This window comes from Oceanobacillus senegalensis, assembly GCF_900176885.1.
Lineage (GTDB): Bacteria > Bacillota > Bacilli > Bacillales > Amphibacillaceae > Oceanobacillus > Oceanobacillus senegalensis.
The window spans coordinates 346,535-360,453 of the sequence record NZ_LT839648.1; the positions used below are offsets into that span (position 1 = coordinate 346,535).

Consider the following 13,919-nt stretch of genomic DNA (forward strand, 5'->3'; position numbering starts at 1 on the left):
GTTGATAAGTCATTTATTCATTTCCCTGTGCTTGCTTTTGATCCCAGCACTCGATTCCATCTTGGTTTTCAAGGATATCACGTGAGAACACGGGATCCTTTCCTTCTTTCCGCTGTCTCTTATAATCATTCAGGACAACTTTACAAATGCTGAAGAGTCTGGTGATAGCGTACAGGTTAATAAGTGCCATGATTCCCATGGTTAAATCAGCCAGTGCCCAGACAAGGTCAAAGGTAGCGAGCGTTCCGAAAATGACCATGATGAGTACGAGCACACGGTAAATAAAGAGGCCGGTTTTGCTATCCTTGATATAGGCAATATTGCTTTCTCCGTAATAGTAATTTCCTAAAATCGAACTGAAGGCGAACAGGAAAATGGCTATGGCGATAAAGGCGCCAGCCCAGTCACCAAGTATACTAGAGAAAGCTGATTGGGTAATTTGAATTCCATCTGCATCACTTCCAGCGAATCCTCCAGCAAATAGAATAACGAATCCCGTTGCACTACAAATTAACAGGGTATCGAAAAATACACCTAAAGCTTGCACCAGCCCCTGTTTCACTGGATGAGTTACCTCCGCCGTTGCAGCTGCGTTTGGTGCAGAACCCATCCCAGCTTCATTGGAGAAGAGTCCGCGCTTTATTCCCATCATAATCGCAGCTCCAAATCCACCACCAGCAACCTGTTCCAACCCAAAGGCATTGGCAAAAACAAGCGAGATAAGGTCAGGCACTGCTCCTATATTCATGACTAATATAATTAGAGACAGAATAATGTAGAGAATTGCCATCACCGGTACAATGATACTTGAAACGTTGGCAATACTTTTTAAGCCACCAAATATAACCAGTGCTGTGAGTATAGTCAGCATAACCGCTATCATTACGGGATCGATGGCAAATTGATCGGAAAACGCCAAGCTAATGGTATTAGACTGTACCGAATTAAACACAAATCCATAGGTAAAAGTGATGGTTATCGCAAACACCACACCCAATCCACGGCTTCTTAGACCTTTTTCAATATAATAAGCCGGACCACCACGATAAGAATGGTTGTCTTTTTCCTTGTACACTTGAGCAAGTGTACTTTCTACAAATCCAGACGCCGCACCTAATACGGCAATCAACCACATCCAAAACAGTGCCCCGGGTCCACCTAATGCAACAGCCGAGGCAACCCCAGCCATATTCCCTGTACCAACACGGGAAGCAGCACTAATCGCAAACGCCTGAAAAGAACTCGTTCCCTTCTTCCCAGAATCCGTATACGCTCGTTTGTCCGTAATGACACGGAACATTTCTCCAAGATAAAACTGCACAAATCCAGATCGTATAGTGAAGTACAGCCCTAAACCGATTAGAACGATAATCAGGACATACGACCATAAGATATTATTTAAAAATGAGACCATATTTTCAATAAATTCCATACTTTAACTCCTTTCAAACATTAGTTTATTATACCTGAATTGGTTGTTGTAAAACAATGTTTATTGGTGTTTATGGTAGGAAAATAAGTCTTTTAGAGTAGATAGAGGGATTTTAATAGAGAATTTCTTATAAAAAATGTTAAACATTATCGAATTGTGCCGATATAAGGTATGTAATCATCTAATTCCTATCCCCATCTTCTAAAATAATCCTCTACCTACTAAACATCGAATAATTTTATCCTTTCCAACCAAAAGAAATTCAAAAATAAAATTTCTAGCGATTTAAATATCCACCGTTCACGCACCCGAAAAAATGTTATAATGGTCGATAAATAAAAAGAGATATTTGAAAGTTTTTAAAACGGAATGAGCGCTATGGAGCAAAGGAGACGGATAGAAATGAAAGGGTTAGTGAATATGAATGATGAGGGAACAACAAAGGGAATTCAAATCGAGGACATCATTATTGCCAACCAAGTGTTGAAGGATGTCGTTATAAAAACGCCTTTACAGCGGGATAAAATTTTATCGGAACGGTATCAGTGTAATGTGTATGTGAAACGAGAGGATTTGCAAGTGGTTCGGTCCTTTAAACTGCGAGGGGCTTATAACTCGATTCAAAGTCTTTCAGAGGAAGAATTGAAAAATGGGGTGGTATGTGCCAGTGCGGGGAACCATGCGCAAGGAGTTGCCTACTCGTGCCAATCGCTAAATATCCATGGGAAAATCTTTATGCCATCCACCACGCCACGGCAAAAGGTGAAACAGGTGAAACGATTCGGTGGGGACAATATCGAAGTCATTTTAACTGGGGATACGTTTGATGATTCCTTCCATAGTGCGATGGAATGTTGTGAAGCAGAAAATCGTGCGTTTATTCATCCGTTTAACGATCCTAAGGTGATTGCAGGGCAAGGAACCATCGGGATGGAAATCATGAATGATATGGAAGAACAGTTAGATTTCGTCTTTGCGAGCATTGGTGGCGGTGGTTTAATTTCTGGAGTTTCTACTTACATAAATAGCATTAGCCCCCGTACGAAGATTGTAGGAGTAGAACCAGGTGGGGCACCTAGTATGAAAAAATCGATGGAGCAAAATGAAGTAGTGACGCTTGATAAAATTGATAAATTTGTTGATGGGGCGGCTGTGCAAACGGTTGGCGAGGCTACCTTTGAAATCTGCAAGGAAACTGTTGATGAAATTGCAGTGGTACCAGAAGGGAAAGTGTGTACAACGATCTTAGAACTGTATAATGAGAATGCGATTGTCGCGGAACCAGCTGGAGCCTTATCCATCGCAGCACTCGATTTTTATAAAGACCAGATTAAGGGAAAAAATGTAGTGTGCGTCATTAGTGGTGGGAATAATGATATTAGTCGAATGCAGGAAATTAAGGAAAAATCGCAAATCTATGAAGGCCTAAAATATTACTTTATCGTTCATTTCCCCCAACGTGCTGGGGCACTAAGAGAATTTTTAGATGAGGTCCTTGGACCTGATGATGATATTACCCGCTTCGAATATACCAAATCAAATAACAAAGAAAACGGCCCAGCTTTAGTTGGAATTGAATTGAAACACCGCCAAGATTACCGTCCATTGATTGAGCGTATGGATAAAAAAGGGTTTAAATATGTAGAGATTAATAATGATGAAAGTTTGTTTAATTTGTTGATTTGATGGTATACCCACTTATAGACGGTTAGAAGGAAGGACGTGGGGCAGGTACCTTGTTCGTGGTGGTTCATGATAGCTCGCGCAGATAGGCGATTGTTGGGCATTCCTTTTAAGAGATAGGTTTTATAGGGATTACTGAAAGATTAAATATCCTATTTCATTTTGTAGATTTCACCAAAAGAAAAAAAAGTAACCGGTTCCTGTTCCATTAAGGTTTAAGGCAGCTAAAACCTCTATAAGGGAATCGGGCAAGGAACCTGTCCCTACGTCCATGTCAGTATCTACTAAGGCCTCCAACACCGTTTTCTCTTCTGTGCATCCACACGTATATAATCATCTCAACAAGATGAATAACTCTCCCAAAATAAAACAACCACACGCAAAAAGTCCCAATGCTACTCACTAAAACTATCCAACCATTATCCTATTTTTTCATAATTATGGAAATACTATCTTGAATAATAAAACGCTTTCATGTATGGTCATTAGTAGTAGTTACTTTGTTTACTATTCCAACAAATAATAGGGGGTGGCTAATCGATTCTACCAATCTCGTAGAATAGGAGATTTCTCAAAAATTTAACTATGAACAAAGGAAGGGATGGGTGAGATGTACAAGCGTATAACTATATTGGTTGTTTTACTTACTGCTTTGATGACCGTGTCAGTAGTAAGTGCTGCAGGTAATAATGCAAACAATGGTAACAATGGAAACAACGGAAAGGGAACTAAAACGGCAGATGATGAAACAGGTAGAATAGTAGAAAACCTGGATGAAAGTTGGATGTTTTATAAAGGGGCAGAAGGTAAAGGGGATAATTTTTCCTCAGTAGAATTTGATGATAGGAATTGGGAAGCGGTTAACCTCCCGCATACCTGGAATGCAGAAGATGGTGCGGACGGTGGTGGTGACTATTACATGGGTGATGGTTGGTACCGCAAGCAATTGGATATTCCTCACACCTATGAAGGCAAGGAATTATTCCTGAAATTTGGTGCTGCCAACAAGGAAGCGGAAGTTTTTGTGAATGGTGAATCAGTAGGAACACATGTTGGTGGGTATACGGCCTTCACGGTGGATATCACGGATGCGGTGAACGTTGGCGAAGAAAATACGATTGCCGTAAAAGTGAACAATGAAGTAAGAGATTCCATTCCGCAAAGTGGCGACTTTACGTTCTATGGTGGGATTTATCGTAGTGTAGATTTAATTGTAACAGACCCTACTCATATTGATGTCGAGGATGATGGAGCAAATGGTGTCTATGTGTCGATACCAAATGATCCTTCGATCGAGAAAAAAGCTGAAGTTTCATTGAAGGTACCGGTAAAGGTGAGTGAAGAAGATCTTAACCGTACATCCAATGCGGTGGAAGTGAGAGCGAAAATAAAGGATGCAGATGGAAAGACTAGAGCGAGAACGGAACTAAAAGTGGATGGAAAGAAATTAAAGTCTGCTGACATTACGGGGAATCTTGCAGAATTTACTGGTGACATGAAAGTCAATAAACCGCGTCTATGGAATGGGAAAGAGGATCCATATTTATACACGGTAGAGGTAACGGTTACTCGAAAAGGACAAGTAATTGACAAGGTAACGGATGAGATTGGTTTCCGCTATTTTTCCGTTGATCCGGACGAAGGATTCTTCCTAAATGGGGAAAGCTATCCATTACGTGGTGTCGATATTCATCAGGATAGAGAAGGTTATGGTAATGCGATTCCTGAAGAGGTAAGAGAAGAGGATTTTGAAATTATTGAAGAAATTGGTGCAAACACATTACGTGTAGCCCATTATCCACATTCCGAGTACGTATTTGATAAAGCGGACGAAATGGGACTTGTTGTATATACCGAGATTCCATTTGTTAATGAAATGACGACGACCGAGAATTTTGCCGACAATACCGAACAGCAATTAACCGAAATGATAAAACAGTATTACAATCATCCTTCGATTGTAACCTGGGGAGTTCACAATGAATTAGGCTATCGGGATTATATTCCAACCGAATCAGAGAATTTAACGGAAGAAGAGCAGTATGAAATTGTAACAGACTTGGTTAAACGTCTTGCTAAAAAGGCGAAAGAATTGGATCCAAATCGATTAGTAGCACAAGCTATTATACAATCACGAATTGATCCCAACTTTGACTGGGGGTCAGACATAGCGAAAAACGGAGGGGTAGATGAAGTAGATAAATTTATCGATATTTCCTCTATGAATCTATATTATGGCTGGTATAGTCCGAAAGAAGCAACACCAGCATTGGACGATTTCCTTACTAATTTAGGAGAAAAATATCCGGATGCTGTTCTAGGAATCTCGGAATATGGTGCAGGTGGAAATCCGTATCAACATGCGATTGTAGATGAAGATTTCGAATGGAATGGCATGGAAGATACCCGCGGTGATTGGCATCCAGAAGAATATCAGAATTTCTACCATGAAAAAAATTACGCGATTATTGAAAAACATCCAGAATTGTGGGCAACGCATGTATGGAACCTATTTGACTTTGGTTCAGACGGTAGAGATGAAGGGGACAATCCAGGGATTAATGACAAGGGTCTTGTATCCTATGACCGTCAGCTGAAGAAGGATTCCTTCTATTTCTATAAAGCACAATGGAATCAGGAAAATCCATTTGTTTATATCACAAGCAGAAGATATACCGAAAGACCGGATAGCATCACACCTGTCAAAGTTTACTCCAATCAGGACGAGGTTACATTAACAGTCAATGGCGTTGATTATGGTGTCGGTGAAAAACAACAAAACGGAGTATTTGTTTGGGAAGATGTAGATCTTCAACAAGACGATAATGTTGTGGTGGCATCTGCTGTGACAGAAGATGGAAAAGAAGTTACAGATACAGTAACCGAATGGACGGTTGCTCAATAAACCTTGGAAGAATGGGACGGGTTTTGTAGTGCACCCCAAACATACTAAGATTAGTATGTTTGGGGTGTTTTATTATGGTTAAAAAATATAGTGATGCTTTAAAAATAAAAGTAATACTTTGTAATAAATTATATTCCACAATCGCCTTTTCCGTTTTCACACTAATACCGGCAATCGGTTCAACCCCCGTAATGGTGTAGTCAACAGCTTCAACAACCATATCCTTAAAATGACCCCCATTTGTAACTAGTAAGTTTTGAAAGAAAAATATGAAGATCGGGTTGCTTTTGAATAGTATAATAGAAAAAAGTCTACTAAAAAACCAAAAATAGTTCTAGTTTTATTAACGAAAAGTGCTATATAATAATGCACATACTATTAATTTGCTTGGCGGACAAATTAATAACATATGAAAACGTTATATTTATCGTGTTTACCATTATAGTTATAGAAAATTAAGATAAATGTTTTCTATAAATTTATTAAATTAATTTTAGAACATTTTTATACACTTAATGTAAACGGTTGCTGGTTGGTTAACCTATATAAAGGAAAGTTAAGGAGGAATTACAATGGAACAACAAGTTTTTGATAGACCTGGACAACCAATGGGGGATAATAATAAGTCTGTTCGACCTTTTGGTTTTCGTGATAAATTAGGTTATTTATTGGGAGACTTTGGAAACGATTTTACGTTCATTTTGGTAAGCGCCTTCCTTATGGTGTTTTATACCGATGTTTTTGGAATTAGTGCTGCGGCTGTTGGTACGTTGTTTTTAGTCGCCCGTTTTTGGGATGCAATCGTCGACGTTTTATGGGGCCGTTTTATTGATTCCCGAAAATCAACACCAAAAGGGAAATTCGCACCATGGATTTTCCGTATGTCACTACCGCTTGTTATTTCTAGTGCCTTAATGTATGTATACATTCCAGGAATGTCTGAAGGTTTTTATTTAGCTTATGCTTATGTAACCTATATCCTATGGGGAATGTTGTACTCGACTGTTAATATCCCATATGGTTCGATGGCAGCAGTTATTTCCGGTAATGCTGCAGATCGTACATCCCTATCCGGATGGAGAACAATGGGAGCGATGTCAGCGAATTTAGCAATTAATGCACTTGCACCACTTATTGTATTTGTCGATAATGAAATATCTGCCAATCGTTTATTGATGACTGCTATTATCTTTAGTATTCTAGCTTATGCTTGTTATATAGGTTGTGTCAAACTAACAACAGAACGTATTCAAGCACCTGAAAAAGCACCAGGTGAAAAACTTAGCCTAGCAAAAACGGTTAAAGGTCTTGTGAAAAATATTCCATTAATTACCATATTAATTGCATCACTGTTATTCATGATGACGCAAATGCTTGTATTATCTATCAATGTATATTTGTTCAAAGACTATTTTGAAAGTGCTACCGCCTTAAGTATCTTTAGTATCATTCAAGCGGTCACTGTTTTCGGCTCTATGCCACTCTTAACTCCACTTGTGAAACGTTTTGGTAAAAAAGAAGTTGGTGCCGGTGGAATGCTTCTTGCAGCAATTGGTTATATGGTACTTTACTTTATTCCGAATATCTCTTTAACAGTATTCTTGGCAATCAACTTTGTAGGACTTATCGGCTTTGCCTTGTTCAACCTGATTATCTGGGCTTACGTTACGGATGCGATTGACTATCAAGAGTACTTAACTGGAGATCGAGAAGACGGAACGGTATATGCTATTTATTCATTCGCTCGTAAAGTAGGACAAGCATTCGCTGGTGGTCTAGCAGGTTATGCCCTTACATTAGTGGGATATAATGCAGATGCTGAAGTACAATCAAATGTGGTAAAAGATGGAATCTATACCGTAGCAACACTTGTTCCAGGAATTATCTTCCTTCTTATATTCCTAATTTTGGCATTTGCTTATCCATTAAATAAAAAACGCACCAAACAGCTAGAAATTGACTTAGCTGAAAAACGTGAAGCACAAAAGGATGCGGAATAAAAAGTTACAGACAAAGTGACAGAATGGACAGTTACAGACTAATTTTATCGAAGCCGTACTTTTATGGGGATGTTCCTCCATGGAAGTACGGCTTTTGTAGCTATGAAGACCTGTTTTATTTTACCTAAGGCAATTATCATTTCTATCATGATGAAACTTCCCTATTTTTCTATTTTAATCATGAATACTGTTCTAGAATTCTCATTTTAATATAAATAAACGAAAGAAAACCAGTCATGATGATGGAAATTAAGTAAGAATAGAACAAAGGAAAATTTCCTCTAAATACTTAATGTTCCTCACTAATTATCCGATATACTACAAAGAGAGATACGTCTTACTTACATAAAAGGATAAATGTATCGTATGAAACATAGATAAAATGAGGTGTACAACATGGCGAATGACATGCGTATCGGTGGACTTGCTTCAGGCATTGATACGGATTCCATAGTAAAAAAGCTAATGAATGTAGAACGGATGCCACTGGATAAGATGGAACAGGACAAGACATGGATGACATGGCAGAGGGATGCGTATCGTGAAGTCAATGCCCTATTATTTGATTTGGATTCAGCTGCATTTGATATGAAACTATCGGGTACCTATCAATCGAAAACGGTGAGCTCATCCAATGATGGAGCAGTAACCGCAACGGCTTCGACTTCGGCTGCGAACGGTTCCCATACGATAGATGTCCATCAAGTGGCCACGGCAGCCTATAATATAAGTGAGGGTGGGATATCGACTGGTGATGAGAATATAAATACGGATGCTAGTCTATGGGAGCAGCGCTCTAACCTTGGTCTAACAGTTGATTGGGAAAGTGGGTATGAAAACTCTGATATTACAGTCGGTGAAAATGGAGGGGATACCTTCAAACTGGAAAAAGGTGCACTAACTTGGGATAGCTTTCCGGATGGATCTGAAATAATTGTTACGAACAGCGAGAGTGAAGTGGATAGGGAATATACAGTTGTTACAGGTAGAGAGGCAATAGAGGATGTCGACCCAGGGGAAGGTAATGTGTATATTAATATTGATACAGGAGAAATGAAGTTAGGAGATACGCTTCCAAAGGATGGTATCATTCAGGGACCAACTTATCATTATGCTACTATAAATTTCCAATTTCAAACCTATGACACAAATGGAGAAATTATTGAGGATGATCCAGAAAATCCAAATGGTGGGTATGATTTTACTTTTGATGCCACGGCTTCACTAAATCAAATTTTAAATGAAATTAGCGGATCCGATGTTGGTATATCAGCGTTCTACGATGGATTCACTGATAAAGTAAGTTTTCAACGTACAGAAACAGGAATTCTAAATCCAAATAGAGACTCAAATTCAACAATTGGTGATGATGGTACTATCCTAAATAATAAAACACAGCAAGCTGAAATTAGAATGTCTGGTACATTTTTAACAGACACTCTAAATATGAATCCTGAAAATGAAGACGCCAGTCAAAATGCCAAATTCACTCTTGACGGCTTAACGACAGAACGAAAATTCAACACCTTAAACATCAGTGGGGTCACTTTCTCGATTAAATCAGAAGGCGTATCAACCGTCAGTGTAGAAGACAATACAGAATTGGCAATCATTCTAAAAGTTGATCGAAAGACAGTGGAGGGATGGGTTCTACGTCATGGTTTACCATGTAAGAAACGTACGACAAAGGAAAAGCGAATCTTCTCTTTTTAAATACGAGGTTCCAGAGGAAGAGCAAGAAATTGCTGATACGAAATATCATGCTATTGTTGTTGTGAAAAAAGGAGATAAATTGACAGGCCTGATGGTCGATTCATTTATTGGTCAAAAAGAAATTGTTCTAAAATCACTCGGAACTTACCTACGTGATGTCTTTGCTATTTCCGGTGCCACCATTCTAGGGGATGGCGAACTAGCCCTAATTATTGATCCGAATGCATTGCTAAAATAAAGAAGGTGCGCATATATCCGCTGGAATGAACTTTATTGTCATGTTCGTTGTTTCTCTTGCATGGTAAGTGAATACGGAGCTTTTAAATAAGGGGAAAAAAAGATGGAACTCGTATGGGAGGTACGGTTTCCATCTTTTTGATTTTAAGTACCGTTTGTTTTTTAATTAGCCACTAACCAGGCACCCAAAAGGATGCCTGGTTAGTCACGTTTAATGACACATTTTCCATGATAATATACACTTTTGATTTTTTCAGGATTGGTTATTTCTAGTCCTGGTATTCCTTCTGTAATGATGAAGTTAGCATCCATACCTGGTCTTAATTTACCAAATTTGTTTTCTCCACCAATGAGTTTAGCAGGGTTAGAGGTTATTAGTTTGAGAATGTCATTTTCATCGCACCCATTTTCTTGTAATTTCTTCATCGATGGTTGGGATATTTCCATTAATACCTCAGGACCTTTTAATGATTGGTCTTTATAGGGAAGCCAGTCGACATCAGGATATGGAGGTAAATAGGCATCGGTTGCAATGGATGTCTCGATTCCTGCATGGACCAACTGGAGAATATCCTCTGGGGAGTTTGGTTCGATATGTGTCCCTCCTAAAGGTGTGGCGACAACTTTTACTCCATTTTCAGCAGCACGTTGTAATTGCCTGTCATTTATTCCGTGGGCATGATGCAGGACATCTACACCAGTGTTGAGTGCCATATCAATTCCTTTTTCCCCTGCAACATGAACCCCAATCTCTTTTCCTTGACTATGGAAGAGTCTGACAATGTCTTTTAATTCCCCTTCACTATAAATAAGCTCGCCAGCACGTGGTACTACGTCTTTGGTGAAATTGGCAGGTGTTGCGTTTAAAAAGAGATTTTCTCCAGGATAATCACTTTCGCCAGCCATCTTAAAGAGGATACGTGCACGAATAAGGTCCTCCTTTTCTACGGGCTGAGATTTTGTAATAGATGTAAAATGTGCTAAGGATTTAAAGCCAATAGAGATGCTCGTTGCAGCAAATGCAATGTCAAGTGGCAGTTCCTTTACGGCGTTTTTATAATCTGTTATCGAGTACAAACTCTGTGGATGACCGCAAATTTGCTCACCGAATCCTGTTATCCCTGACATGAGTGCTTTTACTAGAATAAAACTACCAGCATGGAGCTGTGTTTCTTCGGTTATTGGATAAAGGGATCCTGGTGCGAATTCCAGTAAATGGGTATGGCAATCGACCATAGAAGGTGTGATGACTTTATCTGAAAAATCAAAAGTAGGAAAGGATGGAAAGAATTTTTTTGCTAGGTCTCCTTCCAATACACCGGCAATTTTTCCGTTTTGAACAATCAATGCGCCATTAAGAACCGTCCCTATTTCACTCACTGTCACAATTTTCCCAGCAAGAACGATATAAGTATTTTCCATTTATGACACCACCAAGAATGGAGTTAATGCATAGCCGATAATACATGCGGTTATGATGCGGATGATCATCCCAATGACCGCCGCACCGAGTACTTCGCGTTCATTTAAATCGGTTGTTTCTGCCCACGTCACTGGAACTTGCCCGAAAATAACAGATAATGGTAAACCAGAATTGGCAAGAACGAATGACCCAACGATTAATCGAGGATCCACGTTTGCTGCTACATCTGCTAATTGAGCAACAGCAAGGGTTGGTGCTGCAAGGATGGAGACAATTCCAGTACCGGGCTCAATGCTTAGGGCAGTGAGAACACTTCCTAAATTTGCTTCAATGGGTCCCCAAATGCCGAAATAGGTCAATGCTCCAATGAAGAAAAAGACAACGGCAACAGCAGGTATAATGGTTAGTAGGAGTAACTCTGTTCCTTCTTTTGCGGAAGAGAAAATTGTATTCATGATTCTGGTGTTTGGTGTGAAACGTGGTAACTCTACTAAATCAACTTTTCTTGTATCACGATAAAGGCTTTTTGATAAGATCCATGGGACAACAATTAGCGGTGCGAAAATGGTTAGAAGGACTAATGGAAAAACACGAATCCCAAAAATAGATAATGCTATTATCCCTAATACGAATGTGGCGAAGGATTGGGGAGATTGAATCATTGTGGCTACTGCAATTTTTTGCTCTGCTTTGGTTGCATTGGCCTTTACAAGAATGGGGCCAGCGATTTTCCCCGCTGCATTAATATCACCAAGAATATTATACGAGCTTGGAATAATGACAGATGGATTGATTTTTAAGGCCTTCATGATTGGAACGAAAATGCGAATGAGCCCATCGGTAAACCCAAAACGCTCCAGCATTCTACCGACAATTACACTGACAATAATCGCTATTCCAACTTCACTGAGTAGGAAGGTATCGATGACAATAGGTTTAACTTCCTGGATGATTGTATCAAAGAGTTCGGAAAGTGTATTAGGTGCTAGAAATAGCAGGATTAAGGATAATACGACGATGACAAGGCCAATGATTTCATATACATGCCATTTTCTATCATTGTGAGGTCCATTGTGATTTGGCTTTTTCTGCCCCATTATAAAAACCTCCTCTAGGCATTTTTATTAGTGTATGACTAATGCCCAGAAGAGGTGAATAAAATGTGCTGCATTCGGAACGGGGAAAGCCAATTCATCAACAAAATTTGGAAAGTGGTAGGCAGCCGATGGAACTACACGTATTTATTTCGGCCTGCTCCCAAACCAAATGTGATAACGAGGACGGTTACTATTAGAATAGTAATTAACGGAACCGCCCATGTTTGGGTTAAATCAAATAGAAAGCCAATAATAATAGGTCCAGTCGCAGCTAGAATATAACCAAGGGTTTGAGCCATTCCGGAAAGTTCAGCAGCTTCTTTAGCAGTTTGAGCCCGTAAACCTAAGAATGTGAGCGCCAGAGCAAATGCACCAGCTAATGTAATGCCGATAAGAATGATGCTAATAATCATTGTAACTGTAGAGTTTCCTAATAGTAGCCCGCCATACCCACCAATCGCACAAAGTCCTAGTGCAAGCACAATTCCTTGTTGGGAGCGGAAGCGTTCGGCAAGCATTGGAACAAGAAAGCTTGCTGGTAGTCCGATAAACTGGGTAAAGGATAAAAGCCATCCTGCTGTTGTCATGCTTGTTCCGTAACTATGTAAAATTTCTGGAAGCCAGGATATGGTTACATAAAATAAAAAGGATTGAAATCCCATGAAAAGTGCAACCTGCCAAGCGAGTGGTGAGCGCCACATTCTTTGGCCACTAGCTTTGACGAATTTATTTTCCATTTGATTCTTATGTAATGGATCCTTTCGTGCCAGATAGAAGCAGATGAACAGCGCAACAACGGTAGGTATAGCCCATACCAGTAGGGCAACTTGCCAACCAAGGTTCAGTCCGCTAGCAATGGGAACGCTCAATCCAGAGGCGGTCGCAGCGAATATTCCCATCGCCGTTGTATAGACACTTGTCATTAATCCAACTCGTTTTGGAAATTTACCTTTGATTAAACTTGGTAGTAGAACATTGATAATGGCGATTCCTAAGCCGACTAATAGCGTACCAGCAAAAAGTAAAATCCATATGGAGGTAGAGCGTACGGTAATTCCGATAAATAATAAAATAAGTCCAATAAACATGGCCCATTCATTGGAAAAACGATTCCCAAGCTTAGGAGCAATCGGCGACATGATGGCAAAAGCAATAAGTGGTAAACTGGTTAAAAGACCTGCACTCCCATTGGTTAATCCCATATCATCCCGAATAAATCCAATAATCGGACCAACCGAGGTAATTGCTGGTCGAAGGTTGAAAGCAAGTAGAATAACACCGGTAATTAAAAGAATGTGATATGCTTTATTTCTCTGTTTCGCGTCCTGATCTAAATCCATGTACGTTCCCCCTCGTTCACATAATTATCCCTTCACTATATCACAAAACGCTGATATGTGGAGCGTTTTGATGGATAATAAATAGAGAA

At 39.6% G+C, this 13,919-nt stretch carries 9 protein-coding genes and 1 pseudogene; 5 read left to right on the forward strand and 5 right to left on the reverse strand.

What is annotated here, in order from left to right:
* Positions 1-13: 13 nt before the first annotated feature.
* Positions 14-1,432: an alanine/glycine:cation symporter family protein gene (locus CAO17_RS01635; protein WP_085991104.1), complete on the reverse strand. Its 1,419-nt coding sequence runs from the start codon at positions 1,430-1,432 to the stop codon at positions 14-16.
* A gap of 402 nt (positions 1,433-1,834) precedes the next feature.
* On the opposite strand from CAO17_RS01635, the gene ilvA reads away from it, so the two are divergent.
* The gene (gene ilvA / locus CAO17_RS01640) at positions 1,835-3,118 is read left to right on the forward strand and encodes a threonine ammonia-lyase IlvA (RefSeq protein ID WP_245831738.1); all 1,284 of its coding nucleotides are present in this window, start codon (positions 1,835-1,837) and stop codon (positions 3,116-3,118) included.
* A 607-nt stretch (positions 3,119-3,725) separates the two neighbouring features.
* Positions 3,726-6,020 (forward strand): glycoside hydrolase family 2 protein, encoded by a 2,295-nt coding sequence (locus CAO17_RS01645; RefSeq protein WP_179151864.1) that lies wholly within the window; start codon positions 3,726-3,728, stop codon positions 6,018-6,020.
* Here the strand turns inward: CAO17_RS01645 and CAO17_RS21285 are convergent.
* A complete protein-coding gene (locus CAO17_RS21285; protein ID WP_218775518.1) occupies positions 5,983-6,240 on the reverse strand; it encodes a hypothetical protein in 258 nt (85 codons plus the stop codon). The genes CAO17_RS01645 and CAO17_RS21285 overlap by 38 nt on opposite strands.
* A 352-nt stretch (positions 6,241-6,592) precedes the next feature.
* Here CAO17_RS21285 and CAO17_RS01650 point away from each other — a divergent pair, with 352 nt between their 5' ends.
* The 3 genes and pseudogenes from CAO17_RS01650 to CAO17_RS01660 all read left to right on the forward strand — a co-directional run.
* Positions 6,593-8,020 (forward strand): MFS transporter, encoded by a 1,428-nt coding sequence (locus CAO17_RS01650; RefSeq protein ID WP_245831739.1) that lies wholly within the window; start codon positions 6,593-6,595, stop codon positions 8,018-8,020.
* Between the two features lie 396 nt (positions 8,021-8,416).
* Positions 8,417-9,733 (forward strand): flagellar cap protein FliD N-terminal domain-containing protein, encoded by a 1,317-nt coding sequence (locus CAO17_RS01655; RefSeq protein ID WP_085991106.1) that lies wholly within the window; start codon positions 8,417-8,419, stop codon positions 9,731-9,733.
* A gap of 13 nt (positions 9,734-9,746) precedes the next feature.
* Positions 9,747-9,971 (forward strand): annotated as a pseudogene (locus CAO17_RS01660) (chemotaxis protein CheW); the annotation flags it as partial.
* A 200-nt stretch (positions 9,972-10,171) separates the two neighbouring features.
* Here CAO17_RS01660 and CAO17_RS01665 read toward each other — a convergent pair.
* The 3 genes from CAO17_RS01665 to CAO17_RS01675 all read right to left on the reverse strand — a co-directional run bounded on the left by CAO17_RS01665 (position 10,172) and on the right by CAO17_RS01675 (position 13,830).
* A complete protein-coding gene (locus CAO17_RS01665) occupies positions 10,172-11,392 on the reverse strand; it encodes an amidohydrolase family protein (RefSeq protein ID WP_085991108.1) in 1,221 nt (406 codons plus the stop codon).
* Positions 11,393-12,490, reverse strand: coding sequence for a hypothetical protein (locus tag CAO17_RS01670; protein WP_085991109.1), 1,098 nt, complete (start codon positions 12,488-12,490; stop codon positions 11,393-11,395).
* Between the two features lie 134 nt (positions 12,491-12,624).
* Entirely contained in the window at positions 12,625-13,830 is a 1,206-nt protein-coding gene (locus tag CAO17_RS01675) for a CynX/NimT family MFS transporter (RefSeq protein ID WP_085991110.1), read from the reverse strand.
* Positions 13,831-13,919: the final 89 nt, after the last annotated feature.